The organism is Leeuwenhoekiella sp. MAR_2009_132, from assembly GCF_000687915.1.
Classification (GTDB): domain Bacteria; phylum Bacteroidota; class Bacteroidia; order Flavobacteriales; family Flavobacteriaceae; genus Leeuwenhoekiella.
The window spans coordinates 864,026-886,287 of sequence record NZ_JHZY01000004.1; the positions used below are offsets into that span (position 1 = coordinate 864,026).

22 protein-coding genes are annotated in these 22,262 nt (G+C 37.4%); 4 read left to right on the plus strand and 18 right to left on the minus strand.

Annotated elements, in window-relative coordinates:
* Window positions 1-14 precede the first annotated feature (14 nt).
* The 4 genes from P164_RS12125 to P164_RS12140 all read right to left on the minus strand — a co-directional run bounded on the left by P164_RS12125 (window position 15) and on the right by P164_RS12140 (window position 5,664).
* On the minus strand, window positions 15-1,022 hold the full coding sequence (locus tag P164_RS12125; RefSeq protein ID WP_028376603.1) for a 4-hydroxyproline epimerase: 1,008 nt from the start codon (window positions 1,020-1,022) through the stop codon (window positions 15-17).
* 62 nt (window positions 1,023-1,084) lie between these two features.
* A complete protein-coding gene (locus P164_RS12130) occupies window positions 1,085-2,800 on the minus strand; it encodes a DUF885 domain-containing protein (RefSeq protein ID WP_028376604.1) in 1,716 nt (571 codons plus the stop codon).
* A 95-nt stretch (window positions 2,801-2,895) separates the two neighbouring features.
* On the minus strand, window positions 2,896-4,473 hold the full coding sequence (locus tag P164_RS12135) for an aldehyde dehydrogenase (NADP(+)) (RefSeq protein ID WP_028376605.1): 1,578 nt from the start codon (window positions 4,471-4,473) through the stop codon (window positions 2,896-2,898).
* Window positions 4,474-4,731: 258 nt separating this feature from the next.
* The gene (locus P164_RS12140; RefSeq protein ID WP_028376606.1) at window positions 4,732-5,664 is read right to left on the minus strand and encodes a dihydrodipicolinate synthase family protein; all 933 of its coding nucleotides are present in this window, start codon (window positions 5,662-5,664) and stop codon (window positions 4,732-4,734) included.
* 133 nt (window positions 5,665-5,797) lie between these two features.
* Between P164_RS12140 and P164_RS12145 the strand changes: the two genes are divergently transcribed.
* Window positions 5,798-6,646, plus strand: a complete 849-nt coding sequence (locus tag P164_RS12145; protein WP_028376607.1) for an AraC family transcriptional regulator — start codon at window positions 5,798-5,800, stop codon at window positions 6,644-6,646.
* A gap of 241 nt (window positions 6,647-6,887) precedes the next feature.
* The gene (locus tag P164_RS12150) at window positions 6,888-7,397 is read left to right on the plus strand and encodes a hypothetical protein (protein WP_125411775.1); all 510 of its coding nucleotides are present in this window, start codon (window positions 6,888-6,890) and stop codon (window positions 7,395-7,397) included.
* A 4-nt stretch (window positions 7,398-7,401) separates the two neighbouring features.
* Here P164_RS12150 and P164_RS12155 read toward each other — a convergent pair whose 3' ends face one another.
* From P164_RS12155 to ruvC, 10 genes are all read right to left on the minus strand, one after another.
* A complete protein-coding gene (locus tag P164_RS12155; RefSeq protein ID WP_028376609.1) occupies window positions 7,402-8,187 on the minus strand; it encodes an SDR family oxidoreductase in 786 nt (261 codons plus the stop codon).
* 41 nt (window positions 8,188-8,228) lie between these two features.
* Window positions 8,229-8,546: a cupin domain-containing protein gene (locus P164_RS12160; protein ID WP_028376610.1), complete on the minus strand. Its 318-nt coding sequence runs from the start codon at window positions 8,544-8,546 to the stop codon at window positions 8,229-8,231.
* A gap of 83 nt (window positions 8,547-8,629) precedes the next feature.
* Window positions 8,630-9,634, minus strand: a complete 1,005-nt coding sequence (locus P164_RS12165; protein WP_028376611.1) for a metal-dependent hydrolase — start codon at window positions 9,632-9,634, stop codon at window positions 8,630-8,632.
* The gene (locus P164_RS12170; RefSeq protein ID WP_028376612.1) at window positions 9,635-11,410 is read right to left on the minus strand and encodes a MutS-related protein; all 1,776 of its coding nucleotides are present in this window, start codon (window positions 11,408-11,410) and stop codon (window positions 9,635-9,637) included.
* Between the two features lie 136 nt (window positions 11,411-11,546).
* Window positions 11,547-11,951 carry an MmcQ/YjbR family DNA-binding protein gene (locus P164_RS12175; protein WP_051621343.1) on the minus strand — a complete coding sequence of 135 codons (405 nt, stop codon included), beginning with the start codon at window positions 11,949-11,951 and terminating at the stop codon, window positions 11,547-11,549.
* 5 nt (window positions 11,952-11,956) lie between these two features.
* The gene (locus P164_RS12180; RefSeq protein ID WP_051621344.1) at window positions 11,957-12,490 is read right to left on the minus strand and encodes a GNAT family N-acetyltransferase; all 534 of its coding nucleotides are present in this window, start codon (window positions 12,488-12,490) and stop codon (window positions 11,957-11,959) included.
* Window positions 12,468-13,103: a DUF4230 domain-containing protein gene (locus tag P164_RS12185; RefSeq protein WP_028376615.1), complete on the minus strand. Its 636-nt coding sequence runs from the start codon at window positions 13,101-13,103 to the stop codon at window positions 12,468-12,470. The genes P164_RS12180 and P164_RS12185 overlap by 23 nt, the downstream gene beginning before the upstream one ends.
* Before the next feature lie 58 nt (window positions 13,104-13,161).
* Window positions 13,162-13,908, minus strand: a complete 747-nt coding sequence (locus P164_RS12190) for a cyclase family protein (protein ID WP_028376616.1) — start codon at window positions 13,906-13,908, stop codon at window positions 13,162-13,164.
* Between the two features lie 68 nt (window positions 13,909-13,976).
* Window positions 13,977-15,158: a radical SAM family heme chaperone HemW gene (gene hemW, locus P164_RS12195; protein WP_051621345.1), complete on the minus strand. Its 1,182-nt coding sequence runs from the start codon at window positions 15,156-15,158 to the stop codon at window positions 13,977-13,979.
* A 10-nt stretch (window positions 15,159-15,168) separates the two neighbouring features.
* Window positions 15,169-15,744 carry a crossover junction endodeoxyribonuclease RuvC gene (gene ruvC / locus P164_RS12200; protein ID WP_028376618.1) on the minus strand — a complete coding sequence of 192 codons (576 nt, stop codon included), beginning with the start codon at window positions 15,742-15,744 and terminating at the stop codon, window positions 15,169-15,171.
* Between the two features lie 50 nt (window positions 15,745-15,794).
* Here ruvC and P164_RS12205 point away from each other — a divergent pair, with 50 nt between their 5' ends.
* The gene (locus P164_RS12205; protein WP_051621346.1) at window positions 15,795-16,898 is read left to right on the plus strand and encodes a glycosyltransferase family 2 protein; all 1,104 of its coding nucleotides are present in this window, start codon (window positions 15,795-15,797) and stop codon (window positions 16,896-16,898) included.
* Here the strand turns inward: P164_RS12205 and P164_RS12210 are convergent, their stop codons facing one another.
* The 3 genes from P164_RS12210 to P164_RS12220 are packed head-to-tail and all read right to left on the minus strand — an operon-like array spanning window position 16,899 to window position 19,315.
* Window positions 16,899-17,378 carry a hypothetical protein gene (locus P164_RS12210; protein ID WP_035899805.1) on the minus strand — a complete coding sequence of 160 codons (480 nt, stop codon included), beginning with the start codon at window positions 17,376-17,378 and terminating at the stop codon, window positions 16,899-16,901.
* Window positions 17,379-17,437: 59 nt separating this feature from the next.
* Window positions 17,438-18,547 carry an acyloxyacyl hydrolase gene (locus P164_RS12215; protein ID WP_028376621.1) on the minus strand — a complete coding sequence of 370 codons (1,110 nt, stop codon included), beginning with the start codon at window positions 18,545-18,547 and terminating at the stop codon, window positions 17,438-17,440.
* A 9-nt stretch (window positions 18,548-18,556) separates the two neighbouring features.
* Window positions 18,557-19,315 (minus strand): head GIN domain-containing protein, encoded by a 759-nt coding sequence (locus tag P164_RS12220; RefSeq protein ID WP_028376622.1) that lies wholly within the window; start codon window positions 19,313-19,315, stop codon window positions 18,557-18,559.
* Window positions 19,316-19,505: 190 nt separating this feature from the next.
* Here P164_RS12220 and P164_RS12225 point away from each other — a divergent pair, with 190 nt between their 5' ends.
* Window positions 19,506-21,128: an ArnT family glycosyltransferase gene (locus tag P164_RS12225; protein WP_051621347.1), complete on the plus strand. Its 1,623-nt coding sequence runs from the start codon at window positions 19,506-19,508 to the stop codon at window positions 21,126-21,128.
* Here P164_RS12225 and P164_RS12230 read toward each other — a convergent pair.
* Window positions 21,125-22,219, minus strand: a complete 1,095-nt coding sequence (locus P164_RS12230; protein ID WP_028376624.1) for an acyloxyacyl hydrolase — start codon at window positions 22,217-22,219, stop codon at window positions 21,125-21,127. The genes P164_RS12225 and P164_RS12230 overlap by 4 nt on opposite strands.
* Window positions 22,220-22,262: the final 43 nt, after the last annotated feature.

A 22,262-nucleotide genomic window follows, 5' to 3' on the forward strand; every position in this document is an offset into this window, starting at 1 on the left:
GTTGTCTGTTTAATTTAGATCACTTGAAACCCGAATGCATACGGATCTTCTTCATCTATAGTCATCGTATTGTGCCCGTAAATACGTGCCCAACCTTTGATACTGGGTACTATTGCCGGAAAATTACCCAGGGTGGTTACTTCTTCTACACACCCTATAAATTTTGAGCCGATGATACTTTCGTGAATAAATTCGGTTTTAGGTTCTAAAAGACCGCGTGCGTGTAACTGAGCAATACGTGCCGAAGTACCCGTGCCACAGGGAGAACGATCTATCGCCTTATCACCATAAAATACAGCATTTCTACCTGATGAAGATGGGTCTATAGGCGTTCCCGTCCATAACATATGACTCACATCTCGTATGGTATCATTTTCAGGATGAATAAAATGATTGGGGTATTTTAAATTAATACGCTGCCGCAACTCCTGACTTAACTGAACAATTTTTGAAGCTGAGTAATCCTGAATCCCGCTAAAGTTTTTCTGGGGATCAACAATCGCATAGTAATTTCCGCCGTAGGCAACATCAAATTTAAGTTCGCCTAACTCAGGGCAAATTATCGTCAAATCCCGTGCTGCAAGATAGCTTTTTACATTAGTTAATTTTACCCAATCTACTTTGTTACCCGTCTGCTGATACTCGATTTCTACCAGTCCTGCGGGAGCTTCCATTCGTATTCTTCCAGGGATTTTAGGTTTAACCAGACCTTCTTCAATAGCGATCGTTATTGTCCCTATAGTACCGTGGCCGCACATAGGTAAACACCCGCTGGTTTCAATAAATAAAATCGCAAAATCGTTTATAGGATCGTGGGGCGGAAACAAAATACTCCCACTCATCATATCGTGACCGCGGGGTTCAAACATAAGACCTTTACGTATCCAGTCATATTCCTTTAGAAAATACTGCCGTTTCTCGCTCATGGTCTTGCCTTCTAAAGCAGGACCACCGGTTTTAACCACACGCACAGGATTACCACAGGTATGTGCGTCTATACATTCAAACGTGTGTATGGCCATTCTTATTTGTTATTTCTTGTTTCTTGATTGAAGGAATTAAGGTAAATTTTTTAATGTGTATTTTACCCTTTTACGGCTTTAGCGATATACGCATCTACCTGCTCTTCGAGAATAGGAAGCGTTACTGTTCCTGAGCTTAAAATCACTTCGTGAAATGCCCTAATGTCAAAGTTTTCACCAAGTTCCTTTTTTGCACGTTCCTGTAATTCGCGTATTTTGAGTTCGCCTATTTTATAACTTAACGCCTGTCCCGGCCAGCCGATGTAACGATCTGTTTCTGTGTTGATCTCGTGAATTGAAAGCGCTGTATTTTGCGACATATAATCAATAACCTCTTGTCTTGACCACCCCATTGCATGTATACCAGTATCAACTACAAGACGACAAGCACGCCACATCTCATAGGTAAGCTGGCCGAATTTCTCATACGGAGTTCTATAAATACCCATCTCATCTACCAGATATTCTGCATACAAACCCCAGCCTTCACCGTAAGCCGAGAGGTATAAATTTTTTCTAAACTGCGGAATACTATCGCCCATTTCCTGATTAAGCGCTCCCTGTAAATGGTGACCCGGCACCGCCTCGTGCGCCGTTAAAGCAGGTAAGGTATATAAGGTTCGACTATCTAGTTTATATGTATTTACTAAATAATGCCCTGCCTGAGTCCCAGTATTACTACTTCCAGAATATCTTCCTCCAGTATATTTTGGTGCGATCGCATCGGGAACTTTTATAACACCATAGGGTTGGCGTGGAAGCTTTTTAAAATATGTGGGCAACTCGTTATCTATGCGTTTTGCGATGTCACGCGCATGCATTAAAAGCGCATCGCCTGTAGTTACAAAAAATTGTTTATCGGTACGTAAAAACTGAAGAAATGCTGCAAACGAGCCTTCAAATTCAACTTCTTTTATGATTTCTTCCATTTGCGCTTTTATGCGCGCAACCTCAGCAAGGCCCAACTCGTGAATAGACTTTGCGGTATATTCTTTAGAAGTAGTGTAAAAATTAATGCGATTTTGATAAAATGCTGCACCGCCGGGTTGCGCAGAAACGCCGATAGCATCCCGACTATTGGGTAAATATTCAGTTTCAAAAAAAGACTTAATTTTTTTGAAACTCGGTACAACATCATCTGTAATAATTTGCTTTGCGGCAATTAATAAAGAATCTTTTCGCTTTTGCGAAATATTATCAGGTAACTCCAAAAAAGGAGAATAAAAGTAGCTCTCTAACGGATTTTCTACAATATGGGTCTCGTAGGATGCTTCATAACCTTTAAAAATTATTCGGGGCTGAACGATTCCCTGCGCAAGACCTTTACGCATTAATTTAAACTGACTTTCTGTAAAATACGGAATAGCTTTTAACCGCTCAAGGTATCCTAATGCCTGCTCATAACTGCGAATAGGCCGTACCTGATAATTGAGATCTAAATGAAAACCCTGATCGGCCTGCAAGGGATTGAGATACATTTTATATGTATATTCATCAATCTGATCCTGTAATACAAAGCGCAGTAATTTATACGAAATCGTCTCACTTGTGTCTAAATCTGCAACAGCAACTTTATCAAGTTTAGCTAGTAAACCAGTTGCAAAATCAGCACGTTCTTTAGGCAACTCTTCATCATAACGCCCTAGCGGAAACTCTCGCCAATCGTAATTACTATGGTTTTGATATTCGCTAATAATGCTATTTAATGACCCCGTATTTTGAGACAGCGCAGAAGCGGAAACAAAAAGAATCCAAAATAATACAATATAGTTTTTCATATGCTGAATTCTTTAAAATTAGTTTCTGTTTTAATGCTGCGTTTTACCATAACGCCCTTTTTTAAAATTTGTATTTCGTACCTTCTGCTAGCTATTTACGAGTTGCTGTATTTTCCATTTACCTTACGTAGAATTCCTAATGGGTTAGAATCCTGTAAAGCGGCAGGCAACAGTCCTTGTGGCCAATCCTGATAGGACACCGGGCGCACCCAACGGTAAATTGCATCATTACCCACAGATGTAAATTTAGAATCTGAAGAAGCCGGGAACGGACCGCCGTGCTGCATTGCAGGACACACCTCAACACCGGTAGGAACTCCATTAAAAAGAATTCTTCCTACTCGAGAGCGCAGTGCATCTATTACATCACTGTATTGAGCGACCTCTTTGGTTTCGCCAATTAATGAACCTGTTAATTGCCCTTCTAGTTGATTTAATATTTCTACTAATTGCGCCTGTGAATCACAGGTAACCAGCATAGAAAATGGTCCAAAAACCTCGTTATGTAATTCTGTGTTCTCTAGAAAAGCATCTCCGGTAACCTTTACTAAAGTAGGTTTACCGTCATTTGCTCCTTCTGTAGCCAGTTTTACGGCAAGTACTTCGGTTGAAGAAGCATCAAGCATCTTTTGTTTTTCGGTTTCATAAGCCGAATGAATATTAGGATGCAACATGCAACTTGCTACCTGCTCATCTAAATAGGAAGCCAGATGCTTACCAAAAGTATCTAACTCAGCGCTAGCAACACCCAGTATGAGTCCGGGGTTTGTACAAAATTGCCCTGCTCCCATATTAATACTTGCAGCATATTTTTGAGCCCAGGATTCTCCATTTACTTTTAAAGCTTCCGGGAGCATAACAACAGGATTAATACTTCCCATCTCTGCATAAACCGGTATAGGCTCTGCCCTATTTGCTGCAATTTTACACAAGGCTTTACCTGCTTTTATACTTCCTGTAAAACCAACACCTTTAATTGCCGGGTGTTTTACTAATTGCTCACCTACCGCAATACCTTTACTATTTAAGTTTGAAAATACACCTTCGGGCATTCCTGTCTTTTGCGCTGCTTTAATAATCGCTAAAGAAACCAGTTCTCCGGTAGCTGCGTGCATAGGATGACTTTTTACTATTACTGGGCAACCCGATGCCAGCGCACTTGCCGTATCACCACCGGCAGTAGAAAACGCAAACGGGAAATTACTGGCTCCAAATACCGCTACGGGACCTATAGCAATCTGCATTTTACGCAAATCTGGTTTAGGAGCCGGGCTGCGATTAGGCTCTGCAAGATCTAATGTTGCCTGTACCCAATCGCCTTGTTCAAGAAGCGCAGCAAAAGCATTTAATTGACCTATAGTACGACCACGTTCTCCCAGCGCTCTGCCTTCAGGAAGACCAGATTCTGTAGTGTATGTATCTATAAGCTCCTGACCTAATGCCTCAATCTCTACTCCTATTTGACGTAAAAACAAAGCACGTTCAGCATCGCTTTTCTGTTTGTATATCGCAAAAGCTTCAGTAGCCAATGTTGCAGCGGCATTAACCTCAGCTTCTGTAGCTTCAGTAAACGTCCACTCATTTTCTGTATTTAGTTTTGGGTTTATGGTGGTGTAGGTTACGTTGCCTTCCGCAGAAATTTTACTTCCTATATAATTCTTACCTGTTATCATTTGTTCAATTTCTTTTAGCTCTGTTTTTTTGATTTATCAAGTTTTTCTCAATAATCAATATAGTTAAGTTCTGTGCACTACCTGTAAAGCAAATACCTCTTGTTTACGGCAAAAGCACCGTGATTGCGGTGCTTAATTTTTCTCATTAAATTGAGTAAACAGATGTTTTATAATGCCTTGTTCCTTTATAGTTACTGATAGTCGTATAAAAAACTAAGCATGAAATCTATTTACTCATCAATTTAATTTACGCATTTGTTATACAGAAGCACCAGCACTTAGGTTTTTATATTCTGGCAATGTGGGACGACTTGCTAGACCTTGCTTTATGATTTTAAGTACTTCTTCACGACGTGCTCCAGATAAAGGAAGACGTGGTGCGCGTACATGTTCAGAACCTATATTTGTATGTACTTCTGCTAGTTTGATATTTTGTACCAATTGTGCATCTATATCTAATTCTAAAAGCGGTAAAAACCATCTGTAGATTTTTAAAGCCTCTGCGATACGACCTGCTTTTTGCAACTCATAAATAGCAACCGTCTCTGCCGGAAATGCACAAACCAAACCTGCAACCCAGCCATCTGCACCCATTAACAAACTCTCAAGAGCCAGTGTGTCTACACCGGTCATAATTTTTAAACGATCACCAAAACGGTTTTTAATACGCGTAACATTTGAAATATCACGGGTAGACTCTTTTACCGCTACAATATTTGCTTCTTGCAACAACTCTTCAAACATATCTAACGTTACTTCAATCTTATAATCTATAGGATTGTTGTATACCATTATCGGCAAGCTGGTACTTTGCGCTACGGCTCTAAAGTAAGCTACGGTTTCTGCATCGTTTGCTTTGTAGCGCATAGGAGGTAACATCATTAGACCGTTTGCACCATCTTTTTCTGCCTGTGCAGCTGCTGCAATGGCTCCTTTTGTAGTTTGCTCTGCAATATTCATCATTACCGGCACACTCCCTGCAACGATCTCTACAGTCTTGCGTGTTAGCGTACTTTTCTCATCATCTGTCAACGTGCTTGCCTCACCCAGCGTCCCTCCCAAAACGATACCATGTACCCCGGCATCAAGCTGTGCTTTAATATTAATCTCAAATAAATTAAGATCTAATTTATCGTCTGCTGTAAACTTTGTAGTTACTGCCGGCATAACGCCTTCCCAATTGATTTGCATAGTTTCTGGTGTTTTTTACTTAGACAAATGTAGCCGCCTTTGTGGCATTTCATTTTGTAGGTTTTAGCAAGAACTTTGCATATATTGACATAATTGTTCATTTTTACGCGATTATCACGTCAACTATTACTTATTGAAAGTTTTACCTTTTAAAATACCGAAGTCTGGCAACAACGCGCTTATCTTACAGGAAGATCTCGAACCCCTGTTTTATGATCAGCTGCATCAACACCCCGAAATACAGATGAGCTACATCGTATCGGGTAGCGGAACCTTGCTCGTAGGTGACACCATATCTCGTTTTAACACAGGCGATGTTTTGGTTTTTGGCGGAAACTTACCTCACGTATTTAGAAGCGACGCAGATGCAGAGCAACTCTCGCATATGCTTACTGTATTTTTTGACCGCGAAAGCTTTGGTCCTACTTTTTTTGATACTGAAGAATTAAAGGAATTTGATTTTTTCTTTAAAAAAGCGGCCTCCGGTTTTAGAGTGCTAGACACAAACAAACAATTTTTAAAAGAATTTTTGATTTTAAAAGACAGACCCAATCTCGAGCGATTTATGAGTTTTATACGCTTGCTTTATCATCTAAATAAAGCAAAAAAAGAACTGCTTTCTAATTTTACTAAAAACTCAAAATATACAGATACAGAAGGGCAGCGTATGAGTACCGTTTTTGATTACTGCCTAACTAACTTTAAAGAGCGGGTAACTCTTACTGAAATTGCCGAGATCGCTGCTATGAGTCCGACCGCTTTTTGCCGGTTTTTTAAAGAGCGTACTAACAAAACTTTCAATCAGTTTTTACTTGAATTGCGTATAGAACACGCCTGTCAAATGTTGCGTACTAATGAAGATCAAGAGGCTATTGCTACTATTGCTTACAGCTGCGGATTTAATTCGGTTTCTAATTTTAATCGGTATTTTAAAAGACAAAAAGGTTTAAGTCCGCGAGAATATAAGAATCAAATTGCATAAGCATTTACATAAATGCCCAACCCTTTTACTTAATACAGAATTAGATATTTTTTGGGTCACAAAAAAGCAGTCAACTAAGAGTTAGCTAGCAGATAAACAGTAATATACATTACCAGAAACTAATAAACATTAGTTTATATACAAGACCGATGTTTTTAATGCAACTTTTTTATTGATATTTAGTCCTTTGAAAAAGCTTTATATGAATATCAAAAAACCTCTCTGCAGTATTAAATTGTTTTTGATCTTAGTTATATTAAGCCTTAACAGCACACTACTGAGCGCTCAGAAAGAAGTTGAATCTAAGAACCTCAAAACTTCATTTAATCAGCAAAAAGATAGCGTCGTTTATAACGATTTGGGGTTTTTTAAAAAATATAAAAATTCAATAAGTTTTTACAACAATAAATTAGAGATGAGTTTTAGCGCAAGTCACGTTGTGCAGGGTCTTGCAAACTCAAACACACTACCAGATATTCAGTTACAAGCTGAAGCTGAATTCGTTTACAAATTAAAGCCCAGATTTGATATCTATGCCATAGGGAAATACCTGAGTAACCCTATTAATAATCAAGGTACGAGTCAAACCTATATGAATCCGCTTTTTGAGCAAAGCGAATTAGGTTTAGGTATAAAAACAGAAATTCACGACATTAAGTTAGACCTTGGTCCTAAATTAATTCTAGATTCTCAAAATCTAAATAAGGGTAACTCATTTAGAATGAGCACAAAGCTTTTAAAAAAATTCTAACTATTTACAAACTACTTAGTAAACCACCATCTATAGGAATTTGTGTTCCGGTAATGTATGCTGCTTGTTCGGAAGCAAGAAAAGAAACTAAATATCCATACTCTTCTGGTTTGCCGATGCGACGTACCGGCACTTTAGCTTCCATTTGTTTTAAAACTTCGTCTTCAGAAATCCCCTGCTCTTTCGCTTTTTTTGAATTTAATGAAGTAATGCGTTCGGTATCAAAATAGCCGGTGAGAATACTGTTAACGGTGATTTGATCTTGACCTACTTCGCTAGCCAGGCTTTTTGCCCAGGTGACAACCGCAGCGCGAATAGAGTTTGACAAGACTAAATACGATAAGGGTTCTTTCACCGAAACCGAAGCCACATTAATTATACGTCCCCATTTATTTTTCCGCATAGCCTCCAGCGCCAATTCTGTGGTGAAAACAACCGTTTTAAATAACAAATCAAAAGCCTGCTGATAATCTGAAACTTCCTTTTCTAAAGCGGTTCCGGCAGCCGGACCTTGTGTATTATTGATAAGAATGTCGACAGTATTGCTTTTGAAAAATTCAGAAATCAATTTTTTATACGCGGCAAAGTCGGTAAAATCTACAACCAGAATCTGATGCTGCTGTCCCTGATCTGTTGACAGTTCTTCCAGCACTGCTTCCAGTTTTTCTTGTGATCGGGACATTAGTGTTACACTCGCACCGCTAGCCGCCAACTGCATCGCAATGGCTTTCCCAATCCCTGATGTGCTTCCCCCTACTAATGCTTTTTTACCGTTTAATGCTATTTCCATTTTTTATTGATATTACAATTCTAATGTCTCAAATCGTACTTCTACCTATACTCTTCGCGCGTAGGGCTAAAAACATCCAGAAGTTTACAGGCTGTCAATGCCTTACCACTATGTTTTAAATGAGGTGCAATCACAACGATATCTCCGGGATGATACACTTTAGTTTCCCCATCAAGTGTAAATTCAAATTCGCCTTCAATCACGTGCATAATCTGCTCATTCATATGACTATGCTCTGGCACTTCGGCGCCTTGTGTTACTTCCCAAAAAGCCAAAGAGGTATTTTGTGTATGTACCAGTTTACCCTTGTAACCGGGCATTATTTCTTTAGGTGTAATTTCAGATAGTTTGTAATGCATAACTATTGCGTTTATATTTTATTGATGTTAGTCCCTTCTTTATCTCTGCTCTTGTATCTATCGTAAAACCTTCTATCTCAATTCTAATTTCCCCAGATTCTGTTCCACAGACTGCTTAAAACTTGTTTCATAGCTTCAGGATCGCGTTGTGCTTCTTCAATAGTAAGATCATCAAATTCATTAGGTATAAGTTGATAGCTGAATACAAAACTTAAATTTTCAGCATTTAAATCATATGTACCAAAGCGCAAATCATTAAAATACAAGTCGCCCTCTTTGTCTTCTATAGCATACCAACCTTCGGCAATATTACTGAGTCTCTTAACCGTTTCTGAGTTTTGCAAATCTCCTAAGAGCTCCCGGTTCTTAGAAACACGTTTAAAGGTTATGGGTTTAGAATCAAAAAAAGAATAATCAGCTAAAAGATAATACGCACCTACGTCAATATTTGCGTACCACAAAATGGTATTAAATGCCGCCGGCCGTGTGTCGAGTTCTGTATATTCTATATTCTCATCTGCCAATGCCTGCTCAAATTTCTTAAAGCTTACCCATTTTAAAATTAGGGTAAGTATCATATAGGCCGAACTCACTATGAGTCCCAGACGATTAAATTTTCTGCGCTTCGCGGAAGTTTTTGGCAAACGCATCGCAAGAATTAAAAAGATTAAAAAAGGTACCGTGTACAGCGGATCGATAACAAAAATATTCTGATAGGCCAGTCGTAAATCAAATGGCCAGAAGAGTTGCGTTCCCCAGGTGGTATGCGCGTCGAGTAGTGGATGTGTTACCAGGCCCCAGAAAAAAAGCCAGGACCAGTTTTTCCAACTTGCTTCAGCTTTTTTATGGATTTTAGAAACCAGCCACCCCAGCAATGGCGCCATCGCTATACTAAAAACAATAGAATGACTGATACCGCGATGAATTTCTATAGCCGTTAAGGGATCTAAAAATTTACCTACAAGAGTATCTAAATCGGGAATCGTACCGGCAATGGCACCGTAAAGCATTGCTTTATTGCCTACTTTTTTACCTAAGACGGCCTCACCCACTGTAGCTCCCAGAACAATTTGAGTCAATGAATCCATCTAACTGTCAATTATGTTCATCTTCCGAAGTAAAAAAGAAGCATTCATATTCTGGCAAATTCCCTTTTTAAACGTGTAGTCAAAATAAAGTTCGTCGTCTTTAATCTGCGCGTCAAAGTAGTAGTTTTTTACTTGCTCGAGGTCATCTGCAGCTTCGCAGAGACTTAAATCGTGAGTAGCAATAATTCCTGTGCTGTGGGATGCCACCAGTTTTTCTATAAATTTTCTAGACCCAATCGCTTTATCGGTGCTGTTTGTGCCTTTTAAAATTTCGTCTAGAATGATAAAATAAGTATCTATTTTAATCGCATTTACAATAAATTGAAGACGCTTTAATTCTGAAAAGAAATACGACTCGTCATCAGTAAGTGAGTCGCTGGTACGCATACTGGTAATTAATTTTATAGGTGTGTATGCCGCTTCTTTTGCGCATATAGGCAAGCCTACATTACTCATCACAACACTTAAAGAAACCGTACGTAAAAACGTACTTTTCCCCGCCATATTGGCTCCGGTAATGATAAAAAATTGCTCATTATCTATGTTAAAATCATTAGCAACCGCCTTTTTAGGATCAAGTAAAGGATGGGCAAGACCTTCTACTTTTAGGGTGTGGCTTCCAGAAGTAATTTTTGCGAATGTGTAATTAGGATGATTAAAACTGAAATTGGCCAGACTGTTCTGCGCATCAAAAAAGGCGATGACTTCAAACCAATTTGCCACCTCATCTGCATTGGCCGCTATCCACTTCTCTATACGATAACACTGTCGTAAATCAGAAAGAAAGAAGGAATTGATAAACACACCAACAAACATATTTGAACGCTGATCGAGAACCCCCAGCATTTTTGAAAACTGCTTAATTACTGCAGAAGCTTTCACCTTTTGAGACTTAATCTTAGCCTGTTCCTTTTTGAGCAATACTGAAGAAAACTCCTGCTCTTCCAACAACAACATCAGCTTATAATATTGTTCAAATGTGCTCTGTGTTTTACTGGAATTCTCCCAAAGTGAATTTACTTTCTTAACAAAAGCCCCGCTTATAAATAACCCTGCAAAAAACCACCACATTAAAAAACTACCTGCGATAAAATCAAAATACACCAGAACAAATAATACCAGAGAAACCACAGAGAAAACATTGGGAATCCATTTCATTATTTTTGGAACAAAACCGGTATACGTTTGAAGCCATCTAATAATTGCTTCCGCAGAATTATCTGTCTTAACCAGTGCTGCTGTGGTTTGGTATTTTTGACGCCATTCTACTTTCTCTGCGAGGTCACGTATCGCTTCCTGCTTTTGAGGAATAGTATCTATATCATTTGCAGTGAGCAATTGCGCTAATTTTTGTTCTCCAGTTTCTAAACTGCTGCGGTTCATATATTGAAAAAAGGAGCCTCTGCCAAAAAGATCAATATCTAAACTAAAGGGATGCAACGGATTCTTATAGTTTTCGCCGTCAGGCAAATTGTGAAAATTACGATTCAACACCTCTAGTTCTGTTTCATTAAGCTGAATTAATTGCTGCAAAAAATCACGCTTGTATTGCAAATCTGAATGTCTGGAAACTAAAACCAGAAACAAAATAATTTCTACCACTACAATACCCATAACAGCTTGTGTGTTTGACCACAAAAAGTAAATCCCCGCGGCACCTGCAAGAAATAAACATAATCTAATCATACTGCTTGCCAGCAGGCTAGATTTGATCTGATTTAATTGTGTAGTGTAAGTTTCTAAAAAGGAGGTATAGGTTTTTTTAGGATTTTGCATAGTGGCTTAAGCGAAACTGATTTCCAAAAACTGACCTGTGTTAAAAACTACAGGTCTGTTTTTGTTTATATTTTAATAGTAGTTGGGATTTAAATCCATCAAATCTCGACTAGTTAGTAAATCTAAAGATTCCATTTTAATCCAGACTTTTTAATTCTTGTTTTAGCTTTTTACTAAGACCCTTTACTATTAGATCATAGCTACTGTCTATAAATTGTGTTAGTTGTTTTGGGGTGAGTTCTCCATTTAGTACTACGGTATTCCAATGGGTTTTATTCATATGAAATCCCGGAAATATACTTTCAGGATAATCTGCCCGCAGTTGCAATGCTTCTTCAGGATCACATTTTAAATTTATACGCGGTTCGCCTTGCTCCCAACTACTCAGACTACTTAAAGCAAACATCTTACCCATCACTTTAAAAACAAGCGTGTTCTGATCAAACGGAAACTCTTCTGTAGTACCCGGTTTTTTAATACAGTATTCGCGATAGTTCCGACGTCCATTATATCTATACTTCTCTTGAAAAAAAAGGAACATTGTAATTAATGTTCAAACGGATAATACATTATATAATCTTCCATCAGGTAGCCGTTACCGATGTCAAAATCCCCCGAATAGGCATTTTTAAAACCGTAATGCTCGTAGAATTTAACAGCCTTATTGTCTCTATTTACATTTAACAAGACACCGGTATCGCCTGCCTTTTTAGCTTCCGCGAAAGCGAAATCCATTAAATAGCGGCCCGCTCCCGTTCCCTGAGTTTTAGGCAACACATAGATTTTATCAACCTTGGTTAGACCTCCTTCAGGGTTCAATTTCTTATCCTTATAATGCAGACTGAATGCCAGATAACCCACAGGCAACTCCTCTTTATACATCAGAAAAAAACGACTCCCTTCTTGTTCCTGCTTTTTAAGTGACGAGATGCTGTACATCATATTCATCATATACGCAATCTGTTCTGATGAAAGAATGTCTTTATAGGTAGTGGGCCAAACTTCGTCTACCAACTTTTTTAAAACCGGCCAATCTGCCTCAGAAACCGGCTTGATGCTAAATTGTTTTTGCCCCTGCATGTTCTGTGATTTTTCGAGTTTCTACTGCTGCTGTTTCTAAAGCTTTATAATCGAGTTTCCAGCCTATGGTTTGTACCAGATTTTCCATTAAAGCTACTGTACTTAAGGCTTGTTTTGAAGCTTCGGCAAACAAACCGCTTTGCGGCACTTTATCTACAATATGCTGTTTTGCTTCTCTATTTATTTCGGTTAGATCTGTAGAAGTAAATGGGTTTGCCCAGCCTTCCTTTTTGTCGTAGTATTTAAAATCGGTTTCAATACTCAGCAATTCTGGCTGCGGAAAGTCTGTTAGAATAATCGTTCTATTCTTAACATCTGGATGCATTTTAATTTTTGTCAAATCAAAACCTATATACGCCTTAGCATCTATAAGAACCAATGCTTTTTTGCTTCCGAGGAAGAGATTCATCCATTTATCTTTTACATTCTGATAATGATAAATCTCAGAGAAATCGCCTTCTACCGTTATAAACTTACAAACGTTGCGTATTTTTTCCATCAATACAACAGATTGCTGTTGTGCGTTTTGCTGACGCATGGTTTTGTTAAATCGCGTAAAAACGAAATAAGCAATGACACTACCTAAGGCTAGACCTATGAATAAATATTCCATAAAAACAAAGATAAAGTTACTTGCCAATTGCGCCCAATAGAAACAAGCATTTACTCAATTAGCTTAAACCATACAATACCGGTTTGCTAGGTGTTGCATCATTTTCAAATGAAGCTATTTGAAGATTAAGCAAATAGCTGCCGTCTGTTACGGTATGGGGTACATAAATCATTTCAGTAATTGTAGCATCCATACGTATTTTGCCGTCTAAATCCCAAAAAGCTTTATGGGATGCCAGAACACCCTCATCTTTCTCACGATCTACACTAGGTAAATCAAGAAGTAAATGTTTTATTCCACATTCTCTAAAAAACACAACGGCCTCTTCTAAGAGATATGGCCAGTTTGTATTTGACCATTTTCTATTTTTTTTGCCAGACGTATTGGGCAGGGTGCGTATCACTAGAGCCTCTGGTCTATTGGCTCCCAAAGCTTTTTGCACCTGTTTTTTTGTAAACACATAATCTTCCTTAAATGCTTCAGGAACCAGCGTAACAACCTCTGCAATAAACATAAACGTTTTAAGGCTTTGATTTATGCTATGTACTTTTTCGGTAATATGTCCCACACATTCTGTATGTGTGCCGTGTGCGTGCGGATTAAAAAAAATATTATTGAAATTCACGACCGCTCCCTGTGCCACCGCAGCAATCCATTTGCCTTCTTTTACGGGCTCTATTTTTGGCGCGTTTAAATACCACGCTACAGGATTTGATTCGCCATCAACTAATGGAATACTAAGATCTATAGGTTTTGAAAAATCTACAGTGTATTCTTTCTTATCTATTATTATTTTAGCTAACATACTTTTGAGTTGACAGATTTCTAACGTTATAGGTCCTAATTTTAGCGAAACGTTACATTATTATCCTGCTAAAAATTAATTAAAAACAAATCACTTGCCAGACCATCACTTAAAAACTTTCCTTTTTTAGTAACTACAATGCGCTCTTCATCACTAAATAAAAGATGCGATTCAATGTGCTTTTGTGCTTGCTGTAGCGCATATTCTTTAAATTTTAAACCGAAAGACTCTTCGATTTTTTGAAGTGAAATTCCCCAGATCGTGCGTAAACCGGTCATCACATATTCGTTATATTTATCGGTTACTGAGAGTGTTTCCCGTTCTATGGGCAAATTACCGGCCTTAATTTCCTTAATGTATTTGGGGTTGTTATTAATATTCCAACTGCGTACCTCACCATTATAACTGTGTGCCGAAGGGCCAACACCGAGATAGGATTTCCCTGTCCAATATGCCGTATTGTTTTGAGAAAAATATCCCGGTTTGCCAAAGTTTGAAAACTCATAATTCTCAAAACCTGCTTGTTTCATACAATCAACTAAAATCTCAAAATGCGCCTGAGCAACCGCATCATCTACCGTTTTAACAATTCCCCTTTCAATAAATTTCTGAAGCGCTGTATGTGGCTCTACCGTAAGTGCATAACTCGATATATGAGGAATATCTAATGCGATTGCTTTATTTAAATTTTCTTGCCAGCGGGCATTACTCATATCTGGCATCCCGTAAATAAGATCTATAGAAATATTATCAAAGTATTGTTTTGCCAGTTTAAGTGATTGCACAGCTTCGACCGCATTGTGTGCACGATTCATTAACTTTAAATCTTCTTCAAAAAAAGATTGAACCCCAATGCTCAGTCGGTTTATTTGTGATTGCGAAAGTACTTTTAGCTTGTCTTCGGTCAAATCATCTGGATTAGCTTCTAAGGTAATCTCAGCGTGTTCTGCTACATTAAAATGCAATTGAATTGTATTAAAAATCTGATCAAGCTCTTTTGCATCTAATAAACTAGGCGTTCCTCCACCAAAATAAATAGTTTTTAAAATACCCGGAATCTCCTCTTTTCTCAAAATAATCTCATCGCATAGTGCGTCAATAAGTTCTTGCTTTTTACTTAGCGAAGTAGAAAAATGAAAATCACAATAATGGCAGGCTTGTTTACAAAATGGGATATGAATGTATAGTCCCAGTTCTTCTACCGCTATAAGATTTGTTTTATTTATATCTGAAGAATTTTCGGTTTTCATGGAGATTATATTAAACTCCCTTTAGAGGTTTGCGAGCTACAACTCGTTTCTCATTCTGCTTTACAAAAGCATCCCAACCGGTATAATTCTTCCCGGTTTCAACACGACCCGAATTGAAATGATGACAAACCGCAGCAGCAAGACCATCTGTACTGTCTAAATTTTTAGGAAGGGTTTTAAGCCCCAGCAGGCTTTGAAGCATTTTAGCAACCTGTTCTTTACTGGCATTACCATTACCGGTAATTGCCATTTTTATTTTTTTAGGAAGGTATTCTGTTACCGGAATTTGACGTGATAAGCCTGCAGCCATTGCTACTCCCTGAGCACGCCCCAGCTTAAGCATAGATTGTACGTTTTTACCAAAAAACGGAGCTTCAAGTGCCATCTCATCGGGGTGATAGGTATCTATTAACTCAATGGTGCGTTCAAAAATAAGCTTCAGTTTTACGTAAGGATCATCATACTTTTTAAGCATCAACTCATTGAGCTGCATAAACTCCATTTTCTTATTTACGACTCGTATGAGACCAAATCCCATAATGGTAGTTCCCGGGTCAATTCCTAAAATGATTTTTTCTGATTTCAAACTTAATTTTTTACATCTTTGAAGCTTTCACAAAGCTAAACATAATAAGCGTGATCCTTCTAGAAGCTATCTTAATCCTCTACGTATTTCTAATTGCGCTTTTAGTTGTAGGTTTTATTAAACTTCCTATACCTAATATACCTCAAGATAAAATTCCAATTACCGGATTTTCAATTCTAATTCCGTTTAGAAACGAGGCCGAAAATCTAGAACGTTTACTCCTGTCGTTAGCTGCTTTAAAATATCCTGAAGCTCGTTTTGAAATTTTGTTAATAAATGACGCCTCAACTGATGCTTCTGTTAAGATCATTGAAACTTTTCTTTTGACGCACAAATTGCCTTTAAAAATCTTAGATAACGAGCGGTTTTCAGGATCACCAAAAAAGGATGCACTAACTAAAGGCATTGCACACGCAACTTTTGATTGGATTGTAACTACCGATGCAGATTGCCAGGTGCCTGTTTTATGGCTCGATCAATTTAATGCATTAGCTGTAAAAAATAGCATTCAATTTATAGCAGGACCGGTTTCTTTCTTTTCTGAAAATGGAATTTTAAATGCATTTCAGCATTTAGATTTTTTGAGTTTACAGGGCGCTACGATTGGGAGTTTTGGTTTAAACCAGGCTTTTATCTGTAATGGTGCAAATCTTGCTTTTTCTAAAATTGAATTTTTAAGATTAAACGGCTACGAGAAGACAAATCATATTGCCAGTGGCGATGATTTATTTTTGATGCAGAAGTTTAGTAAAGCAAATCCTAAGGGTGTCGTGTATTTAAAAACTAAAGAAGCTCTGGTTCTAACAACCACTCAAAAAACATTTAATGATCTTTTGCAGCAGCGTAAACGCTGGGCTGCAAAAGCCTCTGCTTATACCAGTGGTTTTGCAATTGCTACCTCCTTTCTCGTATTTTTTGGAAATTTTTCGGTTTTAGTGGGATTCTTCCTTCTAGAGCAAATGGCATTTTTAATACTCCTAAAATTTACACTAGATTTTACGCTCATCTATCTAAGCGCAACACTTTTCGACCAAAAAAATGTACTCAAACATTTTATCTGGGTCGTGCTCGTTTACCCGTTTTTTACCGTCTATGTAGCAGTTGCCAGTCAGTTCGGGAAATTTGAATGGAAAGGAAGAGCGTTTAAGAAATAACTAATCTACTTTAACTAACACCGGCATTTTAAACGCGGTTTTTACAGGAATGCTTCTCTTATTAGCAGGTGTAATCTTAGGGAGTGAATCAAGACTATCTTTTAACCAAAGCTCTAACTCAGGCAATTGTAGTGCTATGGTGTCTGGTATCTCAACCCGCTCAATTTTTAAATCTCCCAGTTCGCTAATACTCAAATACAGCCAGATGGTATCATTTAATTCGGTCTCAACAATAATTGTTTTATTAGACAATTGGCGTTGAAAATTAAGTGCTAATTCTGCTTTAAAGCATTGATATCTTGAGTCCTGATCCTGAAGTGAATCGCAAATAGCAAATGAGGGATATTCTTCAACCTCATTCATTTTTATGGTTTTAAGTTCTTCCTGCACTAAAACATCTGAAGATACTTTTTGAGTCTCCAGATCTTTACAGCTTGTAATACACAAAGCAAACGCTAAAAGAAGTCTTAATTTTATCATTTTCTATGAGTGTGAAAATACAATTTTAGACCGAAATAGCTCAAGGACACTAATTTAGTTTAAAAACGATAACCCACACTAAACTCTACGCCTTCGGCTTTTGCTCCGTGTGCCTTTACAGTTACCGAAGCAAACGTATCTTCTGTGAAATAACGCTTTAATCCCAGACGGTTATAGAATCTATTTTCAAACTCGTATGGGTAATAAATATAATACCCTAAATGCGATACAAAAGCAATTTTATTGAAGCGTAACTCGTGACCCACAAAAAGACCTACACGCTTCCAATCTTCGTCTCCGCTCACACCGAGCTCAGGAAAAGAAGCCGCCTGAAGTTTTATAAGCTCTTTAAAAAAGTAGGCAAAAAATACATCTGTTCCTGCTACTAAGGTACTCTTGTGGTTGATGCGTTTATCTGCAAATGCAGAAACCACAAAAAATGGGAATCTATCCTGACCTACAATATCACTTTCATTAACACCGCCTCGTAATACCAGATTATAATGTATAGGCGCAGTATATTTTGTACGCTCTCCTTCCGGAATATAATCTGGAAATTCATCGTAATCGAGGTTGTAGTTTGTCCCAACATTGAAGGCAAAAGTATTTGTACTGTTATTCGGTGCGCGCAGGTTTGCATTGCTGTAATGAACTACTGTGAACCCTGCATTTACCCCAAAGCCTTTGTAGATATTCTGTTTATTGTATTGAAGCGCTATATACGTTGAACTCAACAATTTTGTACCGTATGCGTTATTTTGATAGTTTGTTTCTGCATCGTAAGGTTTACCGGCCAAAGCAACACCCTGCCCTATTCTAAAATAGGCATTTCGATTTAAAAAATAGAAGTTAAAATGCCCGTATAAACTTATATTCTCACCTAGAAACTCATTATCTAGGTCCTGATAAATCATTGAGAAACCATAGTCGGGGTAATTGTATCGGCGCTCCCATTCTTCAAAACCATAGGTTTTGTGATTGTAACTTAAGATAAGTCCTGTAGGGTGGCCGGTAATAAGGTGGTTTATATCTGGGTTATGCTCTAAAATTGTTCCGTAAAAATAAGAAGCGTCAAGCGTAATGGGCTTTTTTTTGCCGGTAAAATCTAAATCCTGAGCGTGAAAACTAAGACTAAAAAAACAAAAGCATCCCAGTAAAAAATAGTTCATAAAGTGGGGTTATTCTTCAAAAATAAGACGGCCTGTATATAACTGTTCTACCTCAACAACAGGCGGTCTGTTTGCTGAAATCACATCTCCTGTTCCAAAAATAGTTCCTTTAATACTTGCCTGCGGGTTAACGATCATTTTGTTTGCCGAGGTTTGAGAAATTACGATGTTTTGAGCTATTAGTTCCCGAGACTCAAGTCTGGGTCCTTCATTAGGAAAATTAGCTCTAAAGCTTTCTGCACTTCCACTTAAGTAAAAAACACTTTTACCATTTGCCTGCACTGTTAGGTTTTCTGTTTCTAATTCTAGATAGAAATTACCACTCTTGCGTGCAGGACCACCCTCTGCATCAAAAGAAGTATCACTCACAAGTCGAAGAGTAGAAAATTCAAGCACTCCTTCTCCTATAATATCTTGCCCTGATGCATTGCGTATTTCAGTAAGATTAGGCGTAGTAACATATACTATAAAATTCTCATAATCCCGCACAAGATTGCAACGCTTGTTATTTTTTAAACGCAGAATCCCCCCATCAAGCACCTCTATCTGTGCGTCACTCAGCATATTTTCTCCTGTTTTAAGCACTACTTTTTGTGCCGGGCCTTGTTTTAGATAAACAATAACGTCTGACTCACTGCGTAACTTTGTAAAGGGTGGAAGCTCGTAGGAAACTTCTACAGGGTCGCCTTGAGACTCAAAACAATCTCCTATATTATCTGAACCACAAGAGCAAAAAATTAAAATCAAAAGACTTAGTATAAATCTCATATAAAATTCATTAGGGTGTACGCGTATACTCGCTTTTCTAATGCGGCAAATTACGCCAAAAGCTCTAGGTAGCCTAAATTTTATCAAAATCCTAAACCAGCAAATTGTGACTCCAAAAATGAAATAAAAGTTGATGTCTGATACCAAATCAATAAAATTTCACAAATTTGAATACCATTAAAAGATTATTTTGAAAAAATCATTTTATCTCGTCCTTCTCTTTCTTTTTGTCATATTAAATATAGGTCAGGGCAGCTGGGGACTTACAGAGAGTAGTGAAGCGCGTTATGCAGAAATAGGCCGTGAAATGGCTCTAAGCAATGATTTTTTAAATCCGTCTTTGCTGGGTATAGGTCATTATCACAAGCCACCGGTAACGTATGCAATAACTGCTCTGGGTTATAAAATATTTGGCTATACAGAATATGGAGCACGTTTCTTTCTAAGCTTAGCTCTAATTTTTCAGTTATTTCTGATCTATAAAATAGCGCTGATCTGGTTTAAAGATGAGAAAACAGCAATAGCATCATCGCTAATTTATTTCAGCTTTCCTATTGTACTCATTGCAACCCGCAATTTAACCACAGACGCTTATTTAACTACTTTCATCATTTTTAGTGTTTACTTATGGCTTCAATTTAAAATAAAAAATAAACCATACTATCTCTATTTTTTCTATGTGATTTTAGGACTCGCTTTTTTAACAAAAGGACCTGTATCATTTTTACCAGTAGCACTTTTTATCCTTTGTTATAAAATCGTAAACGGGGAAAAACCAAAGTTTTCAATTCATACCCTACCGGGTCTTATTTTACTGCTCCTGGTTTCTGGATCCTGGTTTCTTTCTATAATTATAAACAAACCGGAATTATGGGATTATTTTATTCAAGAGCAAATCATAGATCGTAGCGTAAATGCAGAAACATTCCATAGAGATAAACCGTTCTGGTACTATATCTTAATCGCTCCTGCCCTATGCTTGCCCTGGTTAGTTCCGGTTGTTATAAACCTTTTTAAAAAATCGAAGGTAATTAAGTTTGATAAGCAGACAAAAATATGCGGTTATGCAGCAATTGCGATTTTAGCTACTTTCTCATTATTCTCATCAAAATTGCTTCTTTATATACTGCCACTATATCCATTTTTGGCTTTATATTTTGGTAGTATTTTCAGCAAATATTCAACCTTAAATAAAACTGTATATATTCAGACGTATAAAGCTGCACTTATTATTTTAGTACTTTTAGTTGTAGCGCTTCCATTTATACCCACCCTTAACTTTAACTGGCTTCTAGCCTCTGCCTTTGCTTTAAGTATTATAGTTTTTGGATATATTTTTCTGTTTAAATCAAAAGGACAGCCTGCTCAACTCGTATTGCTATTAAGTACGGGAGCAACTTGTTTTTTAGTATTAATTTACACGTCTTTAAGTAGTCAAAATAGCTTTTTAATTAATGCATTAAAACCTGAATATACCTTTATAAAACAACAGCGCACCACTTCAGATTATAAGGTACTGGTTTATGATAATCTGCTATCTTCTGCGCCGTTTTATTTAGGAGATCACGTTATTACAATTTATGACACTAATTTTGAGTCTAAACGGGATACACGATTTGAGGATACAGATAGTTGGAAAGAAAGCTATTTACGTATTCATGATTCTGGGCAAGTGCAACGGTTTAAAAATCTGATGCAAGATTCTAATACGGTCTTGCTTATTAAGAATAAAAAGAAGCTTCCAGACAGTTTATCGTACCTTTTAGAAGGTTTTAAGTCTGAAAAATTTAAGAAGTATACAGTCTATTATTAAGGCCGTATCCCTATACCAAATTCTACCGCTTCAGCTTTGGCAAAATGAGATTTTAAGGTAATTGAACCAAATATTTTTGGGGTAAAGTATCTTTTGAGTCCGTTTCTTAAATAAACTCTTCCTTCAAAATCATAATCATAATAGGCATAATACCCTAGCTGACTTACAAAAGCGTTCTTATTAAAATGAAGTTCGTGCCCGGCAAAAACACCTATACGTTTCCAATCTTCATCGCCACTTACATTAAAGCGCTTAAAAGCTATACTTTCAAACTCAATCTGATCTTTTAAAAACGGACTCAAAAATAAATCTGCTCCTAACTGAAAACTGCTCTTATGCGTTACACGCTTATCTAAAAATGTAGAAACTATTAAAAACGGCTGCTGTCCCAGACCTATATAATCACTTTCATTAATACCTGATCTAAGTACTAAATTCCATTTTATAGGTTCAGAATATCGACTTTTTACCTTAGGAATATACTCTGGAAAAGCATCTTCGTCAGACAATTGGTAATTAAGACCAAGATTAAATGTAAAAGAATTTGTACTGGCATTAGGAGCTTTCACATTTGCATTAGAATAGTGAATTAATGAAACTCCCGTTTGCAAACCTATTTTATCAATAATATTAGGTTGCTTGTAATTAAGCATGATATAGGTTGAACTCAATAATGTTGAGCCATATGCATTGTTTCTAAAATTCTTATCGAGATCAAATGCCTTTGTAGTAACAGCAACACCCTGCCCTACACGCATCATTAATTTTCGGTTTAAGGCATAAAAATTAAAATGACCGTAAAGACCATAATTCTCACCTAGAAACTCGTTTTTTTGATCTTGAGCTATAAAAGAAAAACCATAATCAGGATAATTGTAACGTGCTTCCCACTCATTAAAACCATAAGTTCTGCGGTTATAACTTAATATAACACCGGTAGGATGACCGGTGATTAAATGAGCGATATCCTTGTTATGCTGCAAGATGGTACCATAAAAAAAGTTAGCATCAAGGCTATAGGGTTTCTGTTCTGTTTCCTGACCAAATGCAAAAACAGACCACAATAAAACAAACAGTAATTTATACTTCATTTAAAAAAGGGGTGTCGGTAAAAATATGCATTTAATTGAGATC

What these genes read in the sequence shown, in the direction of transcription:
- P164_RS12125 (WP_028376603.1), bottom strand. Translation starts at nt 1,022, where the DNA reads ATGGCCATACACACGTTTGAATGTATAGACGCACATACCTGTGGTAAT.
- P164_RS12130 (WP_028376604.1), bottom strand. Translation starts at nt 2,800, where the DNA reads ATGAAAAACTATATTGTATTATTTTGGATTCTTTTTGTTTCCGCTTCT.
- P164_RS12135 (WP_028376605.1), bottom strand. Translation starts at nt 4,473, where the DNA reads ATGATAACAGGTAAGAATTATATAGGAAGTAAAATTTCTGCGGAAGGC.
- P164_RS12140 (WP_028376606.1), bottom strand. Translation starts at nt 5,664, where the DNA reads ATGCAAATCAATTGGGAAGGCGTTATGCCGGCAGTAACTACAAAGTTT.
- P164_RS12155 (WP_028376609.1), bottom strand. Translation starts at nt 8,187, where the DNA reads ATGGAAATAGCATTAAACGGTAAAAAAGCATTAGTAGGGGGAAGCACA.
- P164_RS12160 (WP_028376610.1), bottom strand. Translation starts at nt 8,546, where the DNA reads ATGCATTACAAACTATCTGAAATTACACCTAAAGAAATAATGCCCGGT.
- P164_RS12165 (WP_028376611.1), bottom strand. Translation starts at nt 9,634, where the DNA reads ATGGATTCATTGACTCAAATTGTTCTGGGAGCTACAGTGGGTGAGGCC.
- P164_RS12170 (WP_028376612.1), bottom strand. Translation starts at nt 11,410, where the DNA reads ATGCAAAATCCTAAAAAAACCTATACCTCCTTTTTAGAAACTTACACT.
- P164_RS12175 (WP_051621343.1), bottom strand. Translation starts at nt 11,951, where the DNA reads ATGTTCCTTTTTTTTCAAGAGAAGTATAGATATAATGGACGTCGGAAC.
- P164_RS12180 (WP_051621344.1), bottom strand. Translation starts at nt 12,490, where the DNA reads ATGCAGGGGCAAAAACAATTTAGCATCAAGCCGGTTTCTGAGGCAGAT.
- P164_RS12185 (WP_028376615.1), bottom strand. Translation starts at nt 13,103, where the DNA reads ATGGAATATTTATTCATAGGTCTAGCCTTAGGTAGTGTCATTGCTTAT.
- P164_RS12190 (WP_028376616.1), bottom strand. Translation starts at nt 13,908, where the DNA reads ATGTTAGCTAAAATAATAATAGATAAGAAAGAATACACTGTAGATTTT.
- hemW (WP_051621345.1), bottom strand. Translation starts at nt 15,158, where the DNA reads ATGAAAACCGAAAATTCTTCAGATATAAATAAAACAAATCTTATAGCG.
- P164_RS12210 (WP_035899805.1), bottom strand. Translation starts at nt 17,378, where the DNA reads ATGATAAAATTAAGACTTCTTTTAGCGTTTGCTTTGTGTATTACAAGC.
- P164_RS12215 (WP_028376621.1), bottom strand. Translation starts at nt 18,547, where the DNA reads ATGAACTATTTTTTACTGGGATGCTTTTGTTTTTTTAGTCTTAGTTTT.
- P164_RS12220 (WP_028376622.1), bottom strand. Translation starts at nt 19,315, where the DNA reads ATGAGATTTATACTAAGTCTTTTGATTTTAATTTTTTGCTCTTGTGGT.
- P164_RS12230 (WP_028376624.1), bottom strand. Translation starts at nt 22,219, where the DNA reads ATGAAGTATAAATTACTGTTTGTTTTATTGTGGTCTGTTTTTGCATTT.